Origin of the sequence: Hymenobacter cellulosivorans (genome assembly GCF_022919135.1) — a bacterium.
Classification (GTDB): Bacteria; Bacteroidota; Bacteroidia; order Cytophagales; family Hymenobacteraceae; genus Hymenobacter; species Hymenobacter cellulosivorans.
The window spans coordinates 4,878,724-4,904,230 of the sequence record NZ_CP095049.1; the positions used below are offsets into that span (position 1 = coordinate 4,878,724).

17 protein-coding genes are annotated in these 25,507 nt (G+C 60.7%); 8 read left to right on the forward strand and 9 right to left on the reverse strand.

Translation table 11 applies throughout. From position 1 onward, the window contains the following. The first annotated feature begins 151 nt into the window (after nt 1-151). The 3 genes from MUN80_RS20625 to MUN80_RS20635 all read left to right on the forward strand — a co-directional run bounded on the left by MUN80_RS20625 (nt 152) and on the right by MUN80_RS20635 (nt 3,992). Entirely contained in the window at nt 152-577 is a 426-nt protein-coding gene (locus tag MUN80_RS20625) for a hypothetical protein (protein ID WP_244715877.1), read from the forward strand. Between the two features lie 332 nt (nt 578-909). Continuing rightward, nucleotides 910-3,531, forward strand: coding sequence for a PAS domain-containing sensor histidine kinase (locus MUN80_RS20630; RefSeq protein ID WP_244715879.1), 2,622 nt, complete (start codon nt 910-912; stop codon nt 3,529-3,531). Between the two features lie 44 nt (nt 3,532-3,575). Further along, the gene (locus tag MUN80_RS20635; protein WP_244715881.1) at nt 3,576-3,992 is read left to right on the forward strand and encodes a response regulator; all 417 of its coding nucleotides are present in this window, start codon (nt 3,576-3,578) and stop codon (nt 3,990-3,992) included. Between the two features lie 289 nt (nt 3,993-4,281). Here the strand turns inward: MUN80_RS20635 and MUN80_RS20640 are convergent, their stop codons facing one another. The 6 genes from MUN80_RS20640 to MUN80_RS20665 form a co-directional block, all read right to left on the reverse strand. Then, nucleotides 4,282-5,064 (reverse strand): S1/P1 nuclease, encoded by a 783-nt coding sequence (locus MUN80_RS20640; protein ID WP_244715883.1) that lies wholly within the window; start codon nt 5,062-5,064, stop codon nt 4,282-4,284. 232 nt (nt 5,065-5,296) lie between these two features. Then, complete coding sequence (locus tag MUN80_RS20645; protein WP_244715885.1) at nt 5,297-7,933, reverse strand: TonB-dependent receptor; 2,637 nt, start codon at nt 7,931-7,933, stop codon at nt 5,297-5,299. A gap of 99 nt (nt 7,934-8,032) precedes the next feature. Next, nucleotides 8,033-8,392 carry a winged helix-turn-helix domain-containing protein gene (locus tag MUN80_RS20650; protein WP_244715887.1) on the reverse strand — a complete coding sequence of 120 codons (360 nt, stop codon included), beginning with the start codon at nt 8,390-8,392 and terminating at the stop codon, nt 8,033-8,035. A 91-nt stretch (nt 8,393-8,483) separates the two neighbouring features. Beyond that, nucleotides 8,484-9,371 (reverse strand): 4,5-DOPA-extradiol-dioxygenase, encoded by an 888-nt coding sequence (gene ygiD, locus MUN80_RS20655; RefSeq protein ID WP_244715889.1) that lies wholly within the window; start codon nt 9,369-9,371, stop codon nt 8,484-8,486. A gap of 149 nt (nt 9,372-9,520) precedes the next feature. Continuing rightward, nucleotides 9,521-9,988 carry a T9SS type A sorting domain-containing protein gene (locus MUN80_RS20660; protein ID WP_244715891.1) on the reverse strand — a complete coding sequence of 156 codons (468 nt, stop codon included), beginning with the start codon at nt 9,986-9,988 and terminating at the stop codon, nt 9,521-9,523. Between the two features lie 319 nt (nt 9,989-10,307). Continuing rightward, nucleotides 10,308-10,886: a Crp/Fnr family transcriptional regulator gene (locus MUN80_RS20665; RefSeq protein WP_244715893.1), complete on the reverse strand. Its 579-nt coding sequence runs from the start codon at nt 10,884-10,886 to the stop codon at nt 10,308-10,310. Nucleotides 10,887-11,111: 225 nt separating this feature from the next. Here MUN80_RS20665 and MUN80_RS20670 point away from each other — a divergent pair, with 225 nt between their 5' ends. From MUN80_RS20670 to MUN80_RS20685, 4 genes are all read left to right on the forward strand, one after another. Beyond that, nucleotides 11,112-13,631 carry a TonB-dependent receptor gene (locus MUN80_RS20670; RefSeq protein WP_244715895.1) on the forward strand — a complete coding sequence of 840 codons (2,520 nt, stop codon included), beginning with the start codon at nt 11,112-11,114 and terminating at the stop codon, nt 13,629-13,631. A 134-nt stretch (nt 13,632-13,765) separates the two neighbouring features. Beyond that, nucleotides 13,766-15,031 (forward strand): PepSY-associated TM helix domain-containing protein, encoded by a 1,266-nt coding sequence (locus tag MUN80_RS20675; RefSeq protein WP_244715897.1) that lies wholly within the window; start codon nt 13,766-13,768, stop codon nt 15,029-15,031. Nucleotides 15,032-15,226: 195 nt separating this feature from the next. Further along, nucleotides 15,227-16,483: a pyridoxal phosphate-dependent aminotransferase gene (locus tag MUN80_RS20680; protein ID WP_244715899.1), complete on the forward strand. Its 1,257-nt coding sequence runs from the start codon at nt 15,227-15,229 to the stop codon at nt 16,481-16,483. Nucleotides 16,484-16,698: 215 nt separating this feature from the next. Next, a complete protein-coding gene (locus MUN80_RS20685) occupies nt 16,699-17,358 on the forward strand; it encodes an HAD family hydrolase (protein ID WP_244715901.1) in 660 nt (219 codons plus the stop codon). Between the two features lie 155 nt (nt 17,359-17,513). On the opposite strand, the gene MUN80_RS20690 is transcribed toward MUN80_RS20685, so the two are convergent. The 3 genes from MUN80_RS20690 to dnaB all read right to left on the reverse strand — a co-directional run bounded on the left by MUN80_RS20690 (nt 17,514) and on the right by dnaB (nt 23,736). After that, on the reverse strand, nt 17,514-18,857 hold the full coding sequence (locus tag MUN80_RS20690) for a WD40/YVTN/BNR-like repeat-containing protein (RefSeq protein ID WP_244715903.1): 1,344 nt from the start codon (nt 18,855-18,857) through the stop codon (nt 17,514-17,516). Between the two features lie 6 nt (nt 18,858-18,863). Then, on the reverse strand, nt 18,864-20,987 hold the full coding sequence (locus MUN80_RS20695; RefSeq protein WP_244715905.1) for a YCF48-related protein: 2,124 nt from the start codon (nt 20,985-20,987) through the stop codon (nt 18,864-18,866). A 193-nt stretch (nt 20,988-21,180) separates the two neighbouring features. Continuing rightward, on the reverse strand, nt 21,181-23,736 hold the full coding sequence (gene dnaB / locus MUN80_RS20700) for a replicative DNA helicase (RefSeq protein WP_244724934.1): 2,556 nt from the start codon (nt 23,734-23,736) through the stop codon (nt 21,181-21,183). 288 nt (nt 23,737-24,024) lie between these two features. Between dnaB and MUN80_RS20705 the strand changes: the two genes are divergently transcribed. Further along, nucleotides 24,025-25,410, forward strand: coding sequence for a UDP-N-acetylmuramate--L-alanine ligase (locus tag MUN80_RS20705; protein ID WP_244715907.1), 1,386 nt, complete (start codon nt 24,025-24,027; stop codon nt 25,408-25,410). Nucleotides 25,411-25,507: the final 97 nt, after the last annotated feature.

Sequence of the window (25,507 nt, forward strand, 5' to 3'; positions counted from 1 at the left end):
TATCTTCTCTTGTTATGGCTGAAGCCACTAATGCCCTGACCCAGGGCCTGTCCGGTAAGGTATCGGGCCTCGTATTTCGCCGCAACGCCAACGGCTCCGTCACCGTCGGCAATGCCCCCGCCCCACGGCCAAAGCGCCCTCTGAAGAAGCCGTGGCTCAGCGCCAGCGCTTCCAGCAGGCTGCCTTCTACGGCCGGGCCGTGCAGCAGGACCCCGCCCTGAAGGCGGCCTACGAAACCGGTGTCAACGTGCAGACCAATAGCAGCTACCTGGTAGCCGTGGCCGACTACCTAGGCGCGCCCGATATCCGCCACGTCGATTTTACCGGCTACCGGGGCCGTGCCGGCGACGTGATTATGGTGCAGGCCACCGACAACTTCGCCGTGGCCGAGGTGCGGGTCCGCATCCAGAACCCCGATGGTACCCTGGTCGAGGAAGGTGCTGCCCAGCCTGAGCCCGACGGCTTTACGTTCCGGTTTACGGCCACGGCGAGCAACGCCTCCCTGGACGGCGACAAAATTACCGTTACCGCTATTGACCGGCCCGGTAACCGCACGACGGCAACCCAGAACCTCTAGCGGCCAGGCGGCGGGCTCCTTATCAAAATCCAATTCGGAAATTTTTCCGGCGGCCAGCTCTCCTGGACCTCCCCGCCATCTCCCCGCCATCTTCCCCGGCGAGCACCCCGGAAAAGTATTATTATTCGAGTAGTTAAGCCCTTGCCGCTTCCGGGTGGCAAGGGCTTTTTGGTGGGCCCGGCCAAACCCCGCGGCTGCGGCCGGCCCGGGCGACCCGGCCTGCTTCTGCTTCCGCGCAACCTGCGGGGCATATCTTCGTCCCTGAAAATCCGTATCCTGTAGCCGCTACTTTGCCGGGCCGGCACCCCTCGGCCTGTTTCTATCCGCTTGTAATGTCCGTTTCCTCTACCCCTCCCCTGGCTTTACCTTCCTGGCTGCCTCCCGACGAGATGCTGCGCCTCGTGGTGGATATGTCCGTGACCGGGCTGATTTTCTATACGCCTATCTACGACCCGGCCGACGGTACCACCATCGTTGACTTCCGCTTCGAGCTGCTTAATGCCGCCGCCCAGCGCATGATGCGCATGCCCGAGCACCCCACGCTCACCCACAACGAACAGTGGCCCCACAGCCGGGAGCATGGCACCTTCGACTTCCACGTGGAGGCCTACCTCACCGGGGAGCCCCGCGAGTATAAAATCAACTACCAGGCCGACGGCTACGACAACTTCTACCACTTGGTGGCCCGCCGCGCCGGCCAGGGCCTGCTGGTGAGCTTTACCGACACGGCCGACCAGCCCCGCTCCCCGGTGGAGCTGGCCCTGCGCGAAAGCCAGGCCCGGGAAAAGGCCGCCCGCGCCGAGGCCGAAGCCCAGCGCCAGCAGCTGCACAGCCTGCTGATGCAGGCCCCCGCCAGCATTGCCAGCATGGAAGGCCCCGAGCTGGTCTTTACCCTGGTCAACCCGCTCTATCAGCGCCTCGTCGGCGACCGGCAGCTGCTGGGCAAGCCCCTGCGCCAGGCCTGGCCCGAGCTGGAAGGCCAGGGCTTTCTGGAGCTGCTGGAGGGCGTGTACCGCACCGGCGAAACCTATTACGGCAACGAGCAGGTGGCCTACATCGACCGCCAGAACACCGGCCGGCCCGAGGCCATCTACTTTAACTTTATCTACCAGGCCGCCCGCAACGGGACCGGGACCATTACTGGCGTCTTCATCTTCGCCTACGACGTAACCGAGCAGGTGCTCAGCCGCCACCGGGTCGAGCAGCAGGAGCAGCAAACCAACGTGCTCAACGAGGAGCTGGCCTCCACCAACGAGGAGCTGCACGCCTCCAACGAGGAAGTGCTGGCCAACAACCTGGCCTTGTCCGTGGCCCAGCAAGAGCTCAAGATCATCAATGCCGACCTGGAAGCCCGGGTGGCGGCCCGCACCTGGGAGCTGCGCCAGGCCCAGCTGGAAGAGCAGCGCCAGCGCACCCGCCTGGAGCGGTTCTTTATGCAGGCCCCGGCCGGTATCTGCGTCCTCGACGGGCCCGAGCTGGTCTTTGAGCTGGTGAATCCTGCCTACCAGGCCCTGCTGCCAACTCGCCCCCTGCTGGGCCGCCCCTTCCGCGAGGCGGTGCCGGAGCTGGCCGACCACCCGGTGATGGACGTGTTTCGGCGGATATACGCTACCGGCACCCCCCACGAGGAGTATGCGACCCTGGTGCCCCTGGTCCGCGACTCCGACGGGGTCATCGAGGACCGCTACTTCGACTACGTCCAGCAGCCCCGCTTCGACGAGCACGGCCGCATCGACGGGGTCCTGGTCTTTGCCTTCGAAGTCACCGAACAGGTGCTCGCGCGCCAGGCCACCGAGGCCAGCACCCGCCGCCTGCGCCTGCTCACCGACGCGCTACCCGTACTTATCAGCTACGTGGACCGGGAGCGGCGCTACCAGTTTGCCAACCACGCCTACAAAGCCTGGTTTAACCAGGAGCCGGCGGCCCTGCTGGGCCGCTCCGTGGAAAGCATCGTGGGTTCTGAGTCCTTTGCCAACCTGGTGCCCTATATGGAGCGGGCCCTGGCCGGGGAGCAGGTCGACTTCAACGCCCGCATGCCCTACCGCCCGGACTTCATCAAGCACATTCACACCAGCTACGTGCCCGACGTGCAGAACGGGCAGGTACTGGGCTTCTACACCCTCATCACCGACATTACCGACCAGGTGCAGGCCCGGGAGCGGGTACAGGACCTCAACGAGGAGCTGGCCGCCATCAACGAAGAGCTACAGGCCTCCAACGAGGAGCTGCTCAACACCAACCAGCAGCTGCTGCGCAGCAACGTGGACCTGGACAACTTCATCTACACCGCCTCCCACGACCTGAAGGCACCCATCTCCAACATCGAGGGCCTGCTCTACGCCCTCAACGAGGAGCTGCCGCCCGAAGTCAGCGGCACCGGCAACGTGAGTCCCATCCTGAGCCGGATGCTGGACTCGGTGAACCGCTTCAAGCGCACCATCAGCCACCTCACGGAGGTATCCAAGCTCCAGAAAGAGCACGCCCCGGCCACCACCCCCGTCGACCTGGCCTCGGTCATCGACGACGTGCGCCTGGACCTGGAGCCCCTGCTGCACGAGATCCACGCCGAGCTCGTGGTGGACGTGGCCCACTGCCCCCCGATTCTGTTCCCGGAGAAGAACCTGCGCTCGGTGGTGTATAACCTGCTCAGCAACGCCCTAAAGTACCGCGCCCCCGACCGGCAACCTCGCGTGGAGCTCCGCTGTCGCACCCAAGAGCAGTACATGGTGATGGAAGTGCGCGACAACGGCCTTGGCATCGAGGAAGCCCAACTGCCGCGCCTGTTCTCCATGTTCCAGCGTTTCCACGACCACGTCGAAGGCTCGGGCATCGGGCTCTACATGGTTAAGAAGATGGTCGAAAACGCCGGGGGCCGCATTGAAGTCACCAGCCAGCCCGGCCAGGGCACCAGCTTCTTCATTTACTTCAGGCTCTACGCCTCCCCTGCTAGCTAACCTGCCGCCCGGTCACTACTTCTCTTTCCCCCTTACTTTGCTCTATGCCCAAGCTGCCCTGCGTCCTGCTCGTGGACGACGACGATACGACCAACTACCTCAATAAGCTGCTCTTTACCCGCCTCGACGTAGCCGAAACCCTGCTCGTAGCCCTCAACGGCCAAGACGCCCTCGACCATCTGCAGACCTGCGGCACGCCCGGCAATCCGGCTTTCCCCAGCCTGATTCTGCTGGATATGAAGATGCCCGTCATGGACGGCTTCGAGTTCCTGGAAGCCTACGTGCAGCTGCCCCAGGCCCAGCGCGAGTCGGTTATTATCATGCTCACTACCTCGCTCAACCCCCTGGACGTGGTGCGCATGCAGGACTTGCCCATTGCCGGCTTCCTGACCAAGCCCCTGACCAAGGATAAGATCTACGACGTGCTGCACACCTACTTCGGCCACCCACTGCCGGCGTAGGCCCCAAGCGCCGCCGCTCCTGCCCAATCCAGGCACGGCGCAACGCCAGCCGGGCCGCAGTGGGCTCAGCCGCCACGCTGATAGTCCCGGTTTTCTGCTCGTAGCGCAGGCCCACCTTGGCCAGAGTTTCGGCCAGCTCTGCTCCAGGTAGTTGCGCAGAAAGCCACGCACCGCCGGGTAGGTCAGCTCGGTAATGACGCGTTGCCCGACGCGGCTCACTCACCGCCGAAAACAACGAAGCCGCCCCGGTAACGGAGCGGCTTCGGCCGGTATAGCAGAACCAGCGGGTTTAGCCAAGCACACTGTTGAGGACCCCGGCCAAACGAATTCCGGCCTGCAGCAGGCGGTCTTCCACGGTGGGCAGGTGGGCCGGTATGTACTTATAGTCGAAAGTGGCGCTTTTCTCGGTTTCGGCGTAGAGCTGCTGGCTGATGGTATACGACTCCCAGAGCCACTGCGTGATGCCGTCTTTCTGCCACTGCTGCACCTGGGTGGGCGTGGGCTTGTCGAGCAGCGTAGCCAGCTCGGAGTAGGTCATGCCTTCGTAATCGAGCAGGCCGCTGTCCCAGAGGCTGTGCAGGTTAGTGTCCTTGCCCTGGTACTTCACGGTTATGGCGTTGCCACCCTTGTCCTCGGCCCGGCTTACATGCATAGGCTGGTGCACGTCGCCGACGATGTGTACGACGAACTTCAGAGCTACCACCTTCTGCTCCTTGGTGGCCTTGGCGTCCTTCAGCACGGCTATATTCTGGTTGAGAGCCAGGTAGGCATTAGGCTCCTGCATGGCCGTTACCACGCCGGCATACTGGGCGAAAGGCAGGCCCAGGGCCGTATTGATGAAGTGCCAGGGGGCCGTGGCGGTATACTCGGGCGAGTAGCGCACTTCATCGGCCCAGGTGGTTACCAGCGGCAGCCGCTCGGTGCCCAGCAGCAGGGCAACCTGGTCTTTGGCCTTTTTGGACAGGTGGTTTTCGGCAATTTTACCAACGACCCGGTGGCCCTGGGCGCCCCAGGCCATCAGGCTCACGGGCAGCATACTCAGACACAGCAGGGCAACGCACTTTTTCAGCATAAAGCAGGAAATAGACAGACGACGAAGTCGGGTGAAAAGGAAGAAGATGGCCGCGGCCGAAGCCACAAAAGTAGCACGAAAGCCAGAACTGCGCCGCGGCGGCGCGGGTTCATTTCCGGCCGCCCCGCCACGACTGGCGCTTGAGGCCTCCGGAAGCCTCTTCCCGGTTGTAGCCGGGCTGCCAATAACACGCAAAGCCCGGCGCAGTTGCACCACTGAGCCAAATTGTCGCCTAGTTCACCGTGTAGGTCAGGGCCAGGTAATACAGGCCGCCCACGCTGGGGCCGCCCAGAAAGGACGTGTAGTACTGGTTTAGCCCGTTGGTAGCGCCCAGCTTCACGCGCAGTTGGGGCTGGGGCACGGTGTAGGTGAGCTGGGCGTCGAGGCTGCTGTAGGCCGGTACGTTCCCGCTCACCAGAAAGGTTTGGGAATAATAATGCTGCTGCCAGTGGTAGCTCAGGCCGAAGCCCAACTGCCGGTAGAGCTTTTCGTGGGCCACACTCAGGTTGTACATCCAGCGCGGGGTGTTGAAGCCATCCTCCAGCCCGTCGCCCGACTCGGTGCGGGCCAGGCGGGCGTAGGTGGCGTTGGCCCCGGCCAGCAGGCCGCCGGGCAGCTCGTAGCGCAGCCCCACCGAGCCGCCGTAGTTATATACCCGGGTTTGGGCGTTGGTCCAGAGCCGGTAGCGGTTCTGGGTGGCCCGGGTGCTGAGGTAGATGGCGGCCGAGTCTGGGTTCAGGGTTTTGGGCACGTAGGCCTCTACCTGCGCAATAAAGTCGCGGTAGGCGTTGTAGTAAGCATCCACATCGAGCACGAGGCGCCCACCCGGCAGCAGGGCGGCTTTATAACCCAGCTCCAAGGAGCGAATCTGCTCGGGCCGCAGATAGGTATACGGATTGCGTTGCAGCAGGCCTTTATGCTGCTCCACTGCCCGGCTCTGCTTCTGAGCCGGGGTGAGCGTGGGGTCAGTATTGGCATTTACGCTGGCCGTCACGGCGGCGTTAAAGGCGTCGATGCTGCTGCGCAAATAGCTGTTCTCAAACACCCCGCTCGACATCACGCGCAGCCCGCCGATGCGCTTCACCTGCCCGCTGTTCACGTTGGAAAAGGCCTCGAATAAGCTTGGAAACCGGTAGCCGCTCTGGTAGCTGACCCGGAAGTTGTGGCGCTGAGTGGGCGAGTACACGGCCGTAAAGCGCGGGTTCAGGCGCAAATCGAAGTAGTCGTTCTTGTCGGCGCGCAGGGTGGCGGTGAGCCGCAGCTTCTGCTCCCAGAGGCGGGCCCCGGCCTGCACGAAGCCCCCGGTTTTGCCGTAAGTCAGCTTGTCGCCCAGCGGGTCCTGGCCCGGCTCGGGATTGACGAAGTAGTTGCCGTCGGGCACGATGACATAGGTGCGGTGGTCGAGGCCGGCCAGCACGTCGACGGTAGCGGGCAACCAGGTTTGGCCTCCGCGGCGCAGGGCTTCGGCCACGTTCACCTGGGCTTCGGCGTGCACCAAGCTGGCCTGCACGCGTAAGGCCGCGCCCTGGTCCCAGTTGTTGATATTCTGCAGCTCGCCGAGCTTCTGATTGAATAGCGCCGTGCCGGGCTCATAGCGGCCCGCATCGGCCTGGGTTCGGGCAGCGGCGTGGGCCTGCGCTACGGTTTGCCCCTTGGCAATGGCCTGGTCGTAACCCGTGCCATAGTCGTCTATCCAGGCATTGTCGGGCTTAAAGTTGCGGTCCAGATTTTCGGCCGCGGAGCGCAGATTGTAGCTGCGGCCGGTGTTTTCACCTGTCACGTAGGCCCGGGCCTGCACCACGGGGCCGGTGAGTTGCAGGGCGTGCTGCTGCAGGCGGTAGTTCTGGAGCCGAAACCGGTTGGAGCGCTGGTACACGTTGTCGAGCAAAGCCAGGCGGTAGGTGTAGGCTAGTTCGGCGGCCCGGCCCAGCTTGTAGTGCAGAGCTGCATCGGCCTTGATGGTTTGCAGGCGGTAATCCACCACGTCCTTCTCGTCATAGCCGGTGCGGGCCACCGAGTAGGTTTTGCCCCCGCGCCGAAACGTAATCCGGTTCGACGACTCGTTGCCGTAGCTGTTTACCGGGTCGTGGGCGGGGTTGTCGGCGCCCAGCAGGCCGGTAGTGGCGTTGCCGTTGGGGTTCAGCTCGGTCTGGTCGTGGGCAATCCAGTCGTAGCCGCGGCTGTAGGTACCGTTCACCTTCAACGCCAGCCGGGGCCGTAGCACCTTGGCGTAGCGCACACTGGTTTCGGAGTAGAGCTGGGCGCCAACGAGCGGGTCGGCTACGTGGTTGAGGCCGGTTTTTTGCTGCACGCTCAGGCCTTCGGAGCTGAACGGGTTGCGGGTACTGAAATTGGCCAGCCCGTTGATGGCGTTGAGCCCATAAAGCGCCGCCACCGTGCCCGGCACGATTTCCACGCTGCCAATATCCAAGTCACTTGGCCCCAGGGCGTTGCCAATGGGTCCGCCGATGTGGGGTGCCTGGTTGTCGATGCCGTCGACGAGCTGCACGAAGCGGACATTGGTAGTATTGGCAAAGCCCCGGGCATTAAGCACCTTAAAGCCCAGACTGGGTGTAATCACCTGTACGCCCTTCACGCCTTCCAGGGCATCGAAAAACGTGGGCGCGGGCGTCAGACGCAGGGCCCGGGCCCCGAGCTTCTCCACCGTCACCGGCGACTGTAAAAAGCTTTCCTCCACCCGCGAGGCGGCCACTACCACTTCGCCCAGCTCCACCTTGTGCAGGGTGTCGGCCGGGGCGGCAGGTGTTGCAGTTTGGGCCCAGGCAGCGGGTACGCTCAGCAGGAAAACCGGCAATACGCCGACGTAAGCTGCCCGCGGGGTGAACTGGCAGAAAGTAGAAAGCGGCATGAAGAGGCGTAGCGGATGAAACCAAGCGTTATATTTTCCCAAACATAACGCTTAACCCGCCTAATGGTTTGGATTCGTCCTGACGCTGCCGAACCCAGCCTACTCCACCAGCCGGGCAGTTTCGACGGCCAGAAACGCTTGAAACCGCGCCTGCAGCTCCGCAAACTCCCGTATCATCAGTTGCCCGGCTTCGGTTACTACGGCCCCGCCGCCGCGCTTACCGCCGGCCTGGGTGCTCACCAGCGGCTCCCGGGCCTGCTGGTTCATGGATGCTACCAAGTCCCAGGCCCGCTTGTAGGACATTTCCATTTCCTGGGCCGCCTTGGAAATCGAGCCCAAGCGGTGAATCTTCTCCAGCAGCTCCAGCCTCCCGATGCCCATCATCCGGTCGGTGGGTCCTTCCAGCCACAGGCGGCCGTTCAGGCGAAAGGTCAGGTCGGGGTGCAGCAGGTCTTTCATGGCTGCAATCTTAGGAATTTGCCCTACAACACGCGGCCCCACCTAAAACTAGTCAGGCGGGGCCGGGTTGTGCAGAAGGAGGAATTGCGGTTTAGCCGGCCATAAAGGTGCGCATGCTCAAGCCGCCGTAGCTGACTTCCTCGAAGGTGTGGGTAATGTTTTCGTCCTTATCAGCCAAGCCCAGGCTGTACAGCACCGGCAGGTAATGGTCGGTGGTGGGCACTGAGAGCTGGCCACTGCCACCGGCCAGCTGTTGGTAGTTGACCAGGCTGGCGAAGTCGCGCTGGTCGATTTTGGCTTTCACCCACTCGTCGAACTCGGTGGCCCAGTCGTAGGGCGAGGCGTCGCCCATCATGAGCTTGGGCATGCTCTGGCGCAGGTTGTGCACGATGTTGCCGCTGCCGACGATGAGCACCCCCCGCTCCCGCAAAAACTGCAGCTGCCGGGCCAGGTCGAAGTGCTGCTGCATGGACTTGTTCACGTCGAGGCTGAGCTGAAATACGGGAATGTTGGCCTCCGGAAACAGATGGTGCAGCACGGTCCAGGTGCCGTGGTCGAGGCCCCACTCGTCGGAGCCGTGCACGTCGTGCACGTGCTCAATGATGGACTGGGCAAAGCTGGGGGCCCCGGGCGCGGGGTACTGCATGGCAAACAGCTCCTGCGGAAAGCCCCCAAAGTCGTGGATGGTTTCGGGCCGCTGGTTGGTGCCGGCAAACGTGCCGCGGGTCAGCCAGTGGGCCGACACGACCAGAATGGCATGGGGCACCTGCCGCTGCCGGATGTCTTGGCCCATCTGCTTTAGCCGGCGGGTAAAGGCGTTGTCTTCCAGGGCGTTCATCGGGGAGCCGTGGCCAATGAAGAGCACGGGCATTTTCTCCGATTTGGGGAAGGCAGTGGCGGTTTTATGAATATCGTGGAGGTTCATGGCGGAGGCAAAAGGCAGCAGGGCCAGTGTTTTGAGAAAGGTGGGGCGGTCCATCCTGCTTTGGTAAATACACCTCAAAAATACCGCCTCAGCCTGCTCCGCGCCTTGACCTAGGATAAGAAATGCGGCTGCCGGGCCCTGTACGGTGCCAAAACCCACCAGCCACCTGCTACCAAATGCGGGCCGCTGCTGCCTTCTGCGAGTTACCGCTGAACCAGTACCCGAACGCTCTGGGAACGAGCCCCCGCCTGCAGCCGGATAATATAGAGCCCATCCACCAGACCCGCCGCCCGGAACGAAGCCTGCTGCACCCAGCCGGCCTGAGTGGTACCTCCAGGCAGGGTGCGGACCAGCCGCCCCCACGCATCGTAGCAGGCCAGCTCGTAGCTCCCGTCCTGCTCGGCAACAAATGTGATGGTGGCCTGATCGTGCACCACCGTGGGATACGCCGACAGCTCGTGAACCGCGGAGACGCCGGCCGGGGCAACTTCGCGGGCCGCATTGCCCCCCGCATGAATCACAATGGAACCACCGCTGATAACGGAACAGGCATCGGCGTTGCCCTCGTAGCGGGCCGTCCATGCTTCCGAGACTTGCTGGGCCCGCAAGCTGGGAGTAATACACAAACAGCAACTCAGCAGCAGTAAGCGGAAGTGAAGATGATACCACATGAAATAGAAGGAAAGAAATGAGTGGGCATAGTCAGCCAGGGGCCCTCCTGCGAGAGGAGGGCGGGAAGGTGTCTGCCGCAGGGCGTACCAACTCCAGGAAGCATAACCGGAAATTCTACAGCAGAACTCACACCTGCGGCCCACTAAAAAGCCCATGTGCATGGGAGGGCAATGGCCTCTCTATCTAATTCAAAGTATAACTTTTGATTTATTACCAATATATATTCGAATAATACCAAATATTAGCAAGCCCATGCAGATCATCATTAAAGCTTATCTATCCTCAGTGGTGCTACACGGGAAAAGTCCGCGGCCGGAGTTAGGGTCGGGCCAGTTCCTTCCGGATGCGGCTCAATGACTCGGGCGTAATACCCAGATAGGCGGCAATCAGCCGCTGGGGCAGGCGCTGAGCCAGGGACGGATAGGTCCGAATGAAGTTCAGGTAGCGTTCCTCGGCCGAGGCACTGAGCGTGGCAATCAGGCGCTTCTGCATGGCCTGCATGCTGTTTTGCTTCAAGTCGGCGAAAAACGACTGGAACGGCGGGCCCAGCTGAGGCAACTGCTGGTAGAAGTCGGGGCCAAACAGCAGCACCTGCGACTCCTCCAGGGCATCAATGGAAAATAGGGCCGGCTCGTGGTGCATTAGGCTGTGCTGGTCGGCTATCCACCAGTTTTCGGGGGCAAACTGCAATACGTGCTCCTTGCCCTTCTTATCGACCACGAAGCTGCGCAGGCAACCCTGGACCACAAAAGCCCCGTAGCGGCTCACTTCGCCCTGCTGCACCAGCACCTGCTGCCGGGCTAGGTGGCGGGGCACTAATAACGGAGCCAGGGCGCCAAACTGCTCGTCGGTCAGGGGCAGCTTGGCTTGCAAATACGTGCGCAAATGCTCTAGCATATAATCCTAAAGAGTAAAGAAGTAGGAAACCGTCCAAGTTTACACCAGCCTGAGCTACCAAAGAAGTGGGGGCAGCAACTGGCGCTGCGTCAAGGCCCTACTATGCACGCCTGCGCACTACCTGGGATTCCTACTTAGATCTATTCTAAAAAGTCGATGTTTTGTTTGGATGGATTCTAAACAACCCCCATCTTTGCCTTAAGTTTAATCATTCTAAATAACGCTATGCGTCGTTTCCTACTCTTGTCGATTCTGCTACTCACCCTACTTTTACCGGCCACTGGCTGGGCACAGGCACTGGGTGGCTTGATTGTCGGTAAGCTGACGGGCACGGATGGAGCGCCGCTGGAGAATATTTCGGTGAGCCTGAAAAAGGCTGGTACCGGTGTCAACACCGCTTCCGACGGCAGCTTCAAGCTCAAGGCCGACGCCGGCGTGCAGTTGCTGCACATCAGCGGCCTGGGCTTCGTAACTCAGGAAACCTCGGTAGAAGTAGTGGCGGGCCAAACTACGACCGTACCCACCATCACCCTGCAGATCAACAAGCATGAGCTGGCCGAGGTGAAAATCATGGAGCAGCGCAGCCTCAACCAGCGCCCGGCCACCGTCAGCAAGATGCCCGTGGCCCTGCTCGACCTGCCCCAGGCCGTCGTAACCGTCGACCGGCAGGTGCTGGAGCAGCAGCAGGTACTGCGCCTGAGCGACGCGCTGGCCAACGTGAGCGGCCTGTACGTGACCAGCACTACCGGCGGCACCCAGGAAGAACTGGGCAGCCGGGGGTTTGCCTACGGCTCCAACAACACCTTTAAGAACGGGGTACGCTTCAACAACGGTGTAATGCCCGAAGCCAGCTCCCTGGAGCGCATGGAAGTGCTGAAAGGCAGCGCGGCTATTCTCTACGGCAACGTGGCGGCTGGCGGCGTGCTGAACCTGGTCACCAAGAAGCCGCAGTTTGAGCGCGGCGGCTCGGTGGGTCTGCGCGTGGGTTCATTCGGTTTGTGGAAGCCTATTTTCGACGTGTACGGCGCCGTGGGCAAGAGCGACAAAGTGGCTTTCCGCCTGAATGGCACCTTCGAAAAAGCCAACAGCTTCCGCGACGAAGTGAAGTCAGACCGAGTGTATGTAAACCCCTCCTTGCTGTTTGAGCTGACGCCCAAGACGACCCTGGTGCTGGAAGGCGACTACCTGCGCGACAACCGCACGCCCGACTTCGGTATCGGCGCTATCGACTACAACATCCTGGAGTCGCGCACCCGCTTCCTGAACGTGCCCGGCGCCAAGAACAAAACCAACCAGACCAGCACCACCGCCACCCTGACTAGCCGCCTGAATGACTCCTGGCAGATTCGGGCCATCGGCGGGTTCCAGCGCTACGACAATGAGCAGCTAAGCGGCAACCGTCCTACGGGCATCAACAACGGCACCATTACCAAAACCAATCAGGCCACGAAGGTAAGCATGGTGTATCCGCGCCCCCAGATGTACGGCAACTGGCAGCGCAGCCTCTCGCGCACCCAATCGACGGAGAACTACTACATTGCCCAGCTCGACCTGACCGGCAAGTTCCGCACCGGCTTCCTGGGCCACACCTTGCTGGTAGGTGCCGACGCCGACCAGTACCAAACCAATGCCCTTACCTACGGGGCCCAGGCGTTTGACTCCATCAACGTGCTGGACCGCAGCAAGACCGTACCGGCGCCGGCCAAGCGCGTAAGCGGCTACGACCAGCTCTTGTTCAGCTCCCGCACGCTGGGCAGCACCCGCCGGGCTGGCTTCTACGTGCAGGACCTGCTGGCTATTTCGGAGAAAGTGAAGATGCTGGCTGGGGTACGCTGGAGCTATCTGGAAACGCCGGTTACGACCTACGCCTACGATGCTCCCGTTAACGGCGTACAGAAGATTACGGCTACCGAGGCGAAGACCCGCTACGACAATGCCTTCTCGCCCCGCCTTGGCCTGGTATTCCAGCCCATCAAAACGATGTCGCTGTTTGCCTCTTACTCCAACTCGTTTGTACCCAACACGTCGGCCAACTCCTTCGATGCAGAAGGCAAGCCGTTGGACCCTTCCGTGATTGACCAGTATGAAGTTGGCATCAAGAACGACCTGTTCAAAGGAGCTTTGTCGGCCAACATAACGGCCTACCGCATTGTGAACAGCAACCAGACGCAGACCATCCTGCCCGGCGCTTATAACTATAGCATCGACCGCCCCAACGCTCAGGAAATGGCCGGTGAGGTAACCAGCAAAGGCGTGGAGGTAGACGTGCAAAGCAAGCCGATGATGGGCTGGTCGGTAATTACCGGCTACAGCTACAACAACACGGCCTACACCAACAGCAACATTTACGAAAACGGCAGCCGCCTGCGCTACAACCCCGCCCACACGGCTAACCTGAGCCTGTTCTACAACTTCAGCAGCGCCTTTGGCAGCAACACCTTCCTGCGCGGCCTGAATGCGGGTATCACCACGTACTACGTGGGCGACAAACTGGCCGGCCGCAATACCCGCCTGGTAGACCCCGCCACGGGCAAAGCCTGGGCCAACGGGGATGCTTTCAAGCTGATTTCGATTCCCAACTACACGCAGTTCGACGCCTCGCTGGGCTACAGCTACGACCGGTTTTCGGTGCGGGTAAAGCTGGCCAACATCCTCAACGAGCTCAGCTACAACCTGCACGACGACAACAGCGTGAACCCCATTGCGCCCCGTAACTTCCAGGCCACGGCCAGCTACCGGTTGTAAGGTGTCTTTTATAAAGTAAGTGAATAGGTAAAATAAGCCCGGGAGGTTCCAGCTGCAACTGGTAGCCTTCCGGGTTTGTTGCCGATAAAGCCTTTACCCCGATCTTTGTCTTTCCGACTCGACCGACCGTTTGTATGAAAATTCTGTTTCGCAACATTCACCTCTACTTGAGCCTGGTTTCGGGTCTCATCATCGCCATTGTCTGCTTCACGGGCGGCGTGCTGGTATTTGAGAAAGAGCTGGACCAGGCCTGGCACCCCGAGCGGTTCTTCGTGACGCCGCCCACCACTCAGCAGCGCCTGCCCCTGGCCCAGCTGATTGAAGGCGTGAAGGCCACCGACCCCAAGGCCAAAATCGGCGGGGTGAAAGTGTACGCCGACCCTGCCCGCACCGTGGAAATCAGCTTGGCCGGCGGTCCGGGTGGCCCCGGTGGTAAGCCCGAAGGCGGCCGGGAAGGCAAGGCCGAAGGGGGCCGTGGCGGCCGCGCCGAGCAGGGCGGCGCTGAGCACGGCGGCAAAGGTGAAAAGGGCAAGGGAGAAAAAGGCAAAGGCGGTGGCGAAGGTGGCCGCGGGCCGGTGCTGTATGTGAACCCCTACACCGGCGCAGTGATTGACAAAGTCAACTACCGCGACACGTTTTTCTTCACCATGATGGCCCTGCACCGCGGTATGGTGGGCGGCCCTATCGGCAAGCTCGTAGTAGGTGTCAGCACGCTGATGTTCCTCTTTATCATCGGTACCGGCATCGTGCTGTGGTGGCCGGCTACGCGCAAAATCGTGAAGCAGCGCCTGACCATCAAGTGGGACGCCAGCTTCAAGCGCCTCAACCACGATTTGCACATCGTGCTGGGTTTCTACAGCGCCCTGTTCTTGTTCGTGTTTGCCTTCACGGGCCTGGCCTGGTCGTTTGAGTGGTTCAACAACGGCATCTTCGCCGTCACCAACTCCGACCCTAAAGGCCCCGAGGCCCCCAAGTCGACCTTAACTCTGACCGGGGGTAAGCTGACGTTTGACCAAGCCTACACCGTGGCCCGGCAGCAGGTGCCCGGCGCACTGTCGTACGGCATTTCTCTGCCCAAGGACTCCACCGAAGCCGTGCGGGTGAATACGACCTCGGCCAATGCCGCCTACGAAGGCGCCACCGATGAACTGTATCTGGATCAGTACACGGGCCAGCCCCTGGGCAAGCTCAACTTCGAGGACCGCAACCTGGGCCAGCGCGTGCGGCGCACCTTCAAGCCGGTGCACACCGGCGCCATCTTCGGCACTCCGTCGAAAATCGTAGCGGTGGTGGTGTGCCTACTGGGCGTGACCTTCCCCGTAACGGGCGTGATTATGTGGCTTAACCGCCTGCGCAAGGGCAAGAAAAAGCAGCAGAAACAAGCCGCAGTGGCCGCCTAAGTCTTTTACGGTGAATCGTTTCACGGCAAGGCCCGGGCAAAGCAATTTGTTCGGGCCTTGCTCTTGGCACCGGCATCTACAGCAGCTTGGGTTTTCTAAAGGAATAAGCCAAGCCTCCCGTTAGAAATCATAACGGCAACAATAAATTCCGACGCACAAAATGCGGCGCCCCTATATTTGGCAAAAAACGACGTAATGATGGTTTCTAAAATGGCCGGCAGCCTGATTGGCTCCGAGATTATCAAGATTGGTAACGAGGTCAACGACATGATTCGCAAGGGCGAGGAAATCTGCAACCTCACGATCGGCGACTTCGACCCCTCAATTTACCCTATCCCGGAAGGCCTGCAAACCGAAATTGCCGCTGCCTATGCCGCCGGCCAGACGAACTACCCGCCCGCCAACGGCATGGCCGACCTGCGCACGGCCGTAGCCGACTTCACGACCGAGCGCCTGGGCCTCACCTACTCCGTCAATGATATCCTGGTAGCCGGCGGCTCCCGCCCGCTCATCTACGCCACCTACCTGGCCCTGATTGACGCCGGCGACAAAGTGGTGTTTCCGGTGCCCTCCTGGAACAACAACCACTACTGCCACCTCTCCGGCGCCGAGCCCATCATGGTTGAAACGACGGTGGAGAATAACTTCATGCCCACCGCGGCCGAAGTAGCGCCCCACCTGAAAGGCGCCACCCTGCTGGCCCTCTGCTCCCCGCTGAATCCCACGGGCACCGTATTTTCCCGGGAAGACCTGGAGGCTATCTGCGACCTGGTTATTGCCGAAAACAAAACCCGCGCCGCCGGCGAAAAGCCGCTCTACATCATGTACGACCAGATCTACTGGATGCTGACCTTCGGCCAGACCCAGCACTACGACCCGGTCAACCTGCGGCCCGAGCTGCGCGACTACGTCATCTACATCGACGGTATTTCTAAGTGCTTTGCCGCTACCGGCGTGCGGGTGGGCTACGCCTTTGGCCCCAGCAATGTCATCGACAAGATGAAGTCCATCTTGGGCCACGTAGGGGCCTGGGCCCCCAAGGCCGAGCAGGTAGCCACGGCCAAGTACCTCAAGCAGGGGGCCGCCGTGGATGAGTTCCTGACTGGCTTCAAAGTGAAAGTCCAGCGCAGCCTCGATGCCCTGTATAACGGCCTGCAAGACCTCAAAAAGCAGGGCTACCCCGTCGATGCCGTCGTGCCCCAGGGTGCCATCTACCTCACGGCCCAGATCAACGCCCTCGGCAAAACGACGCCCGAGGGCAAGCTGCTGGCTACCAACAAGGACATTACCTTCTACCTCATTGCCCGGGCCCGGCTGGCGGTGGTACCCTTCGGCGCTTTCGGCACCGACGAAACCTCAACCTGGTTCCGCATGTCCGTTGGTGGCGCTTCCCTGGAAAGCATGGAAGCCGCCCTACCCCGCCTTAAAGAAGCCCTGGACGTGCTACAGTAGAACCGCACGGTTGTGTCTTGTCGTCGAACGACCTTCGTTGCGCACGACTAGGCGCAAGTATGCGTTTCGGCATGCCAAATAGTTGTTGACCAAATACCCGTTGGGGCAAGCCAGGCCGGTTTGCCCCAACTTTTTGCCCCTCTCTCCTCTTCCCTCCTACTGCTCCACTTGCTATAGCCAGCGCAGCGTACCGCTCAACATATCACCCCTCCGCAATGAAAGCCTTTCTTTTCGACCTGAACGGAACGATGATTCACGACATGGATTATCATACCGATGCCTGGCACCACATTTTTAACCATGAGCTGGGCGGCCACTTCACCCGGGAAGAAGTGAAGCCCCAGATGTACGGCAAAAACCAGGAAGTACTAGTGCGCATGTTCGGCCCCGACCGGTTTACCGAAGCGGAAATGGCCGAGCTAGCCCTGCGCAAAGAGCAGCGCTACCAACAGCAGTTCCGGCCCCACCTGGCTTTGCTGCCCGGGCTACCGGAGTTTTTGGAACGGGCCTACCAGCTCGGCATTCCAATGGCCATCGGCTCGGCGGCTATTCCCTTTAATATCGACTTCGTGCTCGATACCCTCGGCATCCGCCACTACTTCCAGGCCATCGTCAGCGCCGACGATGTGACGCGCAGCAAGCCCCATCCCGAGACCTTCCTCAAAGCCGCCGCCCTGCTCCAGGTGGAGCCAGCCGACTGCCTCGTCTTCGAGGATGTGCCCAAAGGTGCCGAAGCGGCTCTGAATGCCGGGATGAAAGCAGTTGTTCTCACTACTACGCACGAGCAGCACGAGTTTGCCCACCTTCCCAACATCCTGCACTTCGCCGCCGACTTTACGGCTGATGCTATTACAGCTCTCCCGCAGGCACTTTAGCGCTAATCAGCCCATCCATCTTACCCATAATCACTGCAAGAGCAGCGCGCTTGGAAACAAAAAGCGCTTCTTATTTCACCCAAGAAGGCCTCCCGCACTGCTGCGGGAGGCCTTCTATTTTGGTTGCCCGGCAAGCCTGTAGCCTGTACTACCGCTTAACGGCTGAAGTAGTAGAGCCCATCGTGGGAAGCAAGCAGCAGGCTGCCGTCATCCCGAACATGGAAGCCACTGATTGGCTTGGTAAAGCCCGTGCTGGCCAGAGTGTAATTGCCGGGAGTGCCCGCGTATACCCCCGGTACCAGGTTGCCATCTACCGTAAAGTAGAGCTTGTTCTGGTAGGGCGTTAGGTGGTCGACTCGGCACGTAGTATGCGTCTGGGGAGTGTAGAAGGATGTCACATTGCCCGTCAGCGTGGTCGGCGACAGCGTGGACACGTAGCCATCGTAGCCGGAAGCCACCACCAGGTTGCCCGCGTTATCAACGGTCATGTCGTAGGTGGGGCTGCTGATGTACTGGCGCGAGGTGGTCTGTTTCTGCCAGTTGTCGCCGTTATCGGTCGACTTGAATAAGGCGCTCCACTTGTCGAACACGTACAGGCTGCCGTTGGGATGCCGCGTCAGGAAGCTGTACTCCTCATAGTACTTGCCGTCCAGAAGCTGCTTGCGCCAGAAGCCGCCGTTGTTGGTGGTGCGGTAGAGGCCATCAAACGAAAAGCTGACGAAAAGCGCGTTGTCTTCCACCAGCAGGGTGAGCGGATAGCGGTGGTCGAGGATGCCGTTGTTTATAGCCTTCCAGGTAGTGCCCTTGTCGGTGGAGGTATAGATGCCGCTGTTCTCCAGCAGGGCATAGAGCACACCCCGGGAGTTGCATTTTAGAAATCTGACCCGGTCATTGGCCACGGGCACGGTCAGGGGCTGCCAGTTCACGCCCTGGTCGGCCGAAACATAAGGCTGGTCGTTAAACAAGGCATACAAGCCGGGGCCGCAGTTGCAGAAGCTGGTGCTTATTCCCCCCGGGGTGGCACCACAGGCGCGGCTCCACCCCGTGGGCCGCTGAGCCGTAGCCGTGAAGCTCACCGAGTCGAGCGGCGGGCACTGGCCACCCAAGCAGCTGGGGGCCGACAAGTAAAAGGTGACTTTCTGCTGGGAGGCGTTACAGCCCAGGCTCCAGCGGGTGCGCGTCAGGCCTTTGCGGTCCACGGACAGCCGATTGCCTATCGAATACGGATAGGCCGGCATCATTACGGTACCGTTGCCAACCCGCATTTTATAGGTTACCACGTAGTCCTGGGCCGTTTCGCCGGCCGCGGGCGTTACTTTCAGCACCAGGCTGTCGGGCAAGTCGGCGCCATACGGCCCCGTTTGCTTGTCACCCCGTACCATCGTTAGTTTGGCCGTTTGCGCCACGGGCGGATCCTGAGGCGAAGCTGGATCTTTTTTACAGGCTGCTACTACCAGCAGACCACTGGCCAGCAGCCAGGGAATGAATAGTTTGCTCATCAAGGATTATAGTTTGCTAAAGCGCTGATTAAGAATAGTATTCTGGCTGCTTTCGGCCCGGAGCAGGTAGATACCCGCCGGAAGGCTAGCGACGGATACGGCGTGTAGGTGCCCAGCCTGGGTCTGCTCCTGCACCAGCCGTCCTTGCCGGTCGTACACGCGCAGGCGCTGGGGCACAAAGCTGGCCGGATACTGCACCGTCAGCGTTTCGGCCGCGGGGTTGGGATATACGTGCAGCGCAGCGCGGCTTGGCGAGGCCCCCGGCAAGGCACTCAAAGTGGTCTGGCCCGGCAGGTCGCGGCGGTATACTGAGTATTCGCTCATAGCCAGCACGGTATTGTTGTCCCGGAAATAATATTCCCGCACGCCATTTATCCGCTCCTGGGGGGTGGTAATGACTTTCCAGGTCCGGCCGCCATTCTCGGTGAGGGCTAATTCCCCCTGCGTACTACCCACGTAGGCTACCGAGTCGGACGCGTAATGAATGGCAATCAAAGGAAACGACAAGCCACTGACGACGCTGGTCCAGGTAGTGCCGCCGTCGGTGGTGCGCACGATGCCACCGTAGGTGCCCACGGCCAGCCCAAACGTGGGCGTACGAAACTGGATTTTAAGCAAGTCATTGTTGACTGGTGCATCAATCTGCTCCCAGCTGTTGCCCCCGTCCGTCGTGCGGACCACTTTGCCCACCGCGCCGCAGGCGTAACCCACCTGCCGGGTAGGAAAGGCCAGCGAGGCCAGCCGGTTCTGAAAGCCAGGACCATAATAGCTCCAGGTGCGCCCCCCGTCGGTCGATTTGGCCAGGCGGGCGCTGCCGTTGACTGAGCTGCCGGTTGTGAAAATCACCTTGCTGCTGAGCAGCAGATAGTCGGTAGCCGACAAATGCCCGACAAAGGCTCCTGCCCGGCCCGTATTGGTCTGAAAGGTTTTCCCGCCGTCGTGGGTCATGTAGAACCCGTTGTTGGTCGTCACGATGAGCCCGGTGTCCGGATCGGCAAAGTGCAGGCCATACACATCCATATAGGACGGCAGGGTTTGCTCATCCACCACCCAGCTCTGACCGTAGTCGGCAGTGCGCCAAAGCCCGGCCGCTTCGCCGCCAATGATGCCCTGCCCATTGCGGCCAAAAGTCATGGCATAGTTGGGCTGCAAATTAGTAGAGCTGGGGTTGTGCATCTGCCAGCTGCTGCCCCCGTCCCGGGTAATAACGATGGCCCCGTCGCTACCCACAGCGCACCCAAAACGAGCCGTTGGAAAATGCACGCCCGCCCAGGAGAAGGTGTAGTTGGAATGATACGCCGCCTGCGTGGTAGCGCCACCGTCGGTAGTTTGCCGGATAGTGGAGTAACTCGACAACAACACGCCGCGCTGGGCCGTCGGAAAATACAGGTGGTCGACTGTGTCCCAGCCCCCGGGCAGCCGCGTCCACGTAAGCCCGCCGTCGGTGGTGGCGTAGGTGCCGCCCGAGTCGGTGTTGACGTATCCTTCCAGGACCGACCGAAACATAATGGCCCGGTAGCGGCCGCCTGATACGCCGGACAGGCGCTGCCAGGAAGCCCCCGCGTCGCTGGTTTTGAACAACTCAAATCCTACAATCAGGTAGCCGACCTGGGCCGAGGGAAACGTAAGGCGACTATTATTGCCGTACGACCCGTTTGAACCGGCCGCGGGAACCTGGGTATTCTGCCAGCTCAGGCCGGCATTGGTGGTTTTGTACACGGCCCCGTTGAGGCAGTTTACGTACCCGGTGCGGGCAGAGGTAAATTGCACACCCTGAGCTATGGCCTGAGTTGGCAGATTGCCCAGGTTGGTCCAGGTAGCGCCGGCATCCTGGGTTTTGAGCAGGTTATACTCCTGAAGCACGTAGCCCGTATCGGCCGCCGTAAACCACACCGCCCGCACAGACGAGCCAAAGGCCGGACTGGCCAGCTTGCGCCAGTTGACTCCCGAATCCGTTGTCTTGGCAATGACGGCACGGCCTGCCTGTTCGCCCACCACGTAGCCGGTCTGCTCGGAGGTGAAGTAAACGCCCGTCGCCATGATGCCCAGCGGATAGGCGGCTTGCCATTGGGCCCAGACTGGCCGGGCCACCAAACTCAGGCAAAACAACAACGCGTATAATTTCTTCATACAAAATGGTGCTTACTTAGTATAATTCTATTTGGGTCAGGAACGGAGCCGCTCTGACTTTCCCACAAAGCTGCTTGAATTCAGGCAGGTTTCATAGCTGCGGGCCCGAGTACCTGGGCAGAGCCAAAAAAGCACTGGCCGTTAGACCAGTGCTTGATACATTCGACCCACTTTTGGCGGTGGCACAACCGGCTTAAAACGGCGGGTCGTCGTTGCCGAAGTTGCTTTTTGGGAAGGGTACCGGCCCGGGGCCGCCCTCGTTGATCTTGCTGCCCAGCCGGATGGTGTTCGGCGCGAAGCCCGGCTCGTCGTCGAAGGTGCTGGCCGGGAAGGCGCCGGTGTTGTACTCGGCATCCATGCCAAAGCCCCCGCCGTCGAGGTCGGCAAACTTGGTGAACTTGCCGATAAACTTAAGCTGCACCGTTTCCAGGGAGCCGTTCCGGTGCTTGGCAATAATTACCTCGCCAGTGCCCTGGGTCGGGTTGCCCATTTCGTCCTCCGTAATCTTGTAGTACTCGGGGCGGTAGAGGAACACCACCATATCGGCGTCCTGCTCGATAGAGCCCGATTCGCGAAGGTCACTGAGCTGGGGCTTCTTGTCGCCGCCGCGGGTTTCCACCGAACGGGAAAGCTGCGACAGGGCCAGCACCGGCACGTTCAGTTCCTTGGCAATCCCCTTCAGGGCCCGCGAAATCGAGGCAATTTCCTGTTCACGGTTGCCGGCGCCCTTACCCCCATCCGAGTTACCCGTCATCAGCTGCAGGTAGTCGATGATAATCATCTGGATGTCGTGGTGGGCCTTGAGGCGGCGGCACTTGGTGCGCAATTCGCGGATACTCAGGCCCGGGGTGTCGTCGATGTAAATCGGGGCCGACGACAAGCCGGCAATCTTGTGGTTGAGCTGGGCCCACTCGTAGTCGGCCAGGTTGCCCTTCTTGATTTTCTCGGAGTCCAGCTCCGCCTCGGCCGAAATCAGACGATTCACGAGCTGAATCGAGGACATTTCCAGCGAGAAAATGGCCACCGCCTTCTTGTGGTCGACGGCCGCGTTGCGCATCGCCGACACTACGAAAGCCGTGTTGTGGGTCACGGTCATATCCTGGAGCAGGAACAAACGGTTGCCATCGATAGCGAAGCCGTAGTAGTCGTCTTCTTTATCGAACTCAACCGAAATGCCCGTCATGCGCCAATCAACCTTACTGGCCCAGGGTTGGGCTTTCTTCCGCTCGATTCGCACTGGCACCCGATTGATGTCGCCGTAAATACGCACCCGGAAAACTTCACTTTCGTAACCGATGCTGCTGATGGCGGCCCGCTTTTTCTTCAATGACGTACGGAAGCCCAACGAATCGGCCAGAAACTTAATCTGTCGGGCTAGCCGGTGGTTTTTCTGGGTGATTTCGTAGCCATTGCTCACTGGGTCCAGGTGGCCGTCGGAGTCAATCAGACCCGCCAGCAGGCGCAGGCGGTTCTCGGTCGAGTTGCTCAGGTACTGCTGCGGAATGTGCTTGTCGCCGAGCACGCCCAGCTGCCGCAGCTCATCCTGCAGCGAATACTGCGCAATGCTACCGCCCTGCCGGCCCCGGGTGATGCCGTAGCTGTTGCAGCGGCCTTCGACCACGCCCACCGTTACCTGCATGTCCAAGGCTTCTGCGTATTCGTGCAGGTAGTCAATGATTTCCTGATCCTGGCCGGTGATGCGGCAGTTGTCGGAAGACCCATCACCGAGCCACACGCCGAGGAAATATGGGTCAACCGATATTTCCTGCGCAGCGAATTCCACCGGTACTTTGTAGCCCTTATAGTTCGAGCGGAACTTCTCGGACTTGTTCAGCCAGTCTTTCACCGTGATGTTGAGCACGTCGCCGTGGCGGTGTGGGCCTTCGGTGCGGCTGCGCTTGAGCGAGAGAATATGGCTTTCGTTGACGCGGTAACCTTCGGCCTTGTTCTGGCGCACCCAGTACATATTTTCCCGGCCCCGGGCAATGTTGAGCACCCGGCGGGGCGTGGAGTCGTCGCCCATCAGCAGTTCGCCTTCGCGCACGTCTTCCACGTTGCGCAGCGTGCCGTCGTACATCAGCACCTTAGTACCTTTACCTAAGCACTTACCCATACCGGGACGGGCCGCAATAATCACGAGGTCAGAGGGCTGCCAGCCCGAAGTGACCCGGTCCAGGGCCGAGAAGCCCGAGGGCACGCCGGTGAGGCCGTCCTTCTGGTTTTTCTTTTCTTCCAGCTCCTTGATGGCCTTGCCCATCAGGCTGCGCATGTCGTCGAAGTTCTTGCGGATGTTGGATTCCGAAACTTCGAACAGGGCCTGTTCGGTGCTGTCGAGCAGGTTAAAAACGTCGGTCGTGTCCTCGAAAGCGTCGCGGTGAATGGTGCTGGCTATGTTGATCAGCTCCCGCTTGATGGCGTTTTCGGTAATGATACGGGCGTGGTACTCAATGTTGGCCGCCGAGTTCACCTTGAAGGTGAGGTTGGCCACGAAGTGGGCCCCGCCGCCGGCTTCGAGCTCCCCCATTTCCCGCAGTTCGTGGGTCACGGTCAGGATGTCAATCGGCTCGGATTTGTCGAACAGATTGAGGATGGCCTTGAAAATGCGCCGGTGCTTCTCGTCGTAGAAGCTCTCGGGCTTGAGAATGTCAATAACGGTGGTCAGGGCATCCTTTTCCAGCATCAGGGCACCTAAAACAGCGGCTTCCAGCTCGCGCGCCTGGGGCGGGAGCTTACCCGAGGGCGTGCCCATGGACAGCTGCGGGGGGCGGCTGTTCCAAGCGGCTTTGGCCCGCGAGGCAGATTGTTTTAGGCGGTCATCCATCCGGTCGTTCATCGGTACTCAGCAAATCTAACGCAAAAGGGGCACAAAGCTAACGGCTGAAACGCACATTATCTGATGGGCTCCATCCTTTCTTTTTGGTATATTCCCCGGCTCTTCCCACTACGCTTCGCAATCAGGCTCCGGTACAACAGCAGCGGTTTATTACCTTTGCCGCCCTGCTCTTAAAGCCTATCGGCCCTGATTTAGTTTTCTTAAATGGCTCCAACGCCCACTTCTCTCCAGCGTCTGCACCTGATTGCCACCGGCGGCAGCATCATGCACAATCTGGCCTTGGCCCTGCACCGCCGTGGCGCTCAGGTCACTGGCTCCGACGACGAAATCTTTGAGCCTGCCAAAAGCCGTCTGGCCGCCGCCGACCTGCTGCCCGCCCAGGAAGGCTGGTTTCCGGAGAAAGTCACGCCCGAGCTCGACGCCGTCATCGTGGGCATGCACGCCCGCGCCGACAACCCCGAGCTACTACGGGCCCAGGAGCTGGGCCTGCGCATCTATTCCTTCCCCGAGTTTATCTACGAGGCTTCCAAGGACAAGCAGCGCGTTGTTATTGGGGGCTCGCACGGCAAAACCAGCATTACCTCGCTGATTCTGCACGTGCTGCGCCACCACCAGCGCAAGTTCGACTACGCCGTGGGCGCCCAGCTCGAAGGCTTCGACCTGATGGTGCAATTGTCGGAAGACGCGCCCATCATCATCATCGAGGGCGACGAGTACCTCTCCTCGCCCATCGACCGGCGGCCCAAGTTTCACTTGTATCAGCACCACATTGGGGTTATTTCCGGCATCAGCTGGGACCATATCAACGTCTTTCCGACCGAAGAAGACTACCGGGAGCAGTTCCGCATCTTCGCCGAGATGACGCCCAAAGCGGGAGTGCTGATTTATGACCGCGACGACGAGCAGGTGCAGCTCGTGACGGTGCCCACGAGCACTGATGTGACCTACATCGGCTACGGTCCGCACGAGAATAAGGTGCGCAACGGCAAGACGGTGCTGGTAACCAAGAAGGACGAGGAAGTACCGATTCAGGTGTTTGGTGAGCACAACCTGCGCAACATCTCGGCCGCTAAGGAAGTTTGCAAGCAGTTGGGCATCAAGGGCAAGGATTTTTACGAGGCCCTGGCCACGTTTAAAGGCGCGGCCCGCCGCCTGGAACTGGTGCGCGAAGGCAGCTCGTCGGTGGTCTACAAGGACTTTGCCCACGCCCCGTCCAAGCTCAAAGCCACGGCTACGGCCTTTAAGAAGCAATTTCCGAAGCGCCGGCTGGTGGCCTGCCTGGAGCTCCACACCTTCAGCTCCCTGAACCCCGCGTTTCTGCCTCAGTACGCTCACACCTTCGACGCGCCCGACGTAGCCGTAGTCTACTTTAACCCTCACGTGCTGGAACACAAGCGCCTACCGGCCCTGCCCGCCGAGGCCGTGCAGCAGGCTTTCCAGCGTCCCGATCTGCGGGTATTCACCGACAGCAAGGCCCTGGCCGAATTCCTGCACCAGCAAAACTGGCAGGACGCCAACCTGCTGATGATGAGCTCCGGCACCTTCGACGGCCTGGATCTGACGCAACTAGCAGTGGAGGTTACAAAGTAATATTTCAGCTAAAGGAAGAACGTCATGTCGACCAGCGGGAGACACCTCGCGTGCAAGGGTAATCTGATTACTTTGGCATGCGAGATGCCTCCCGCTG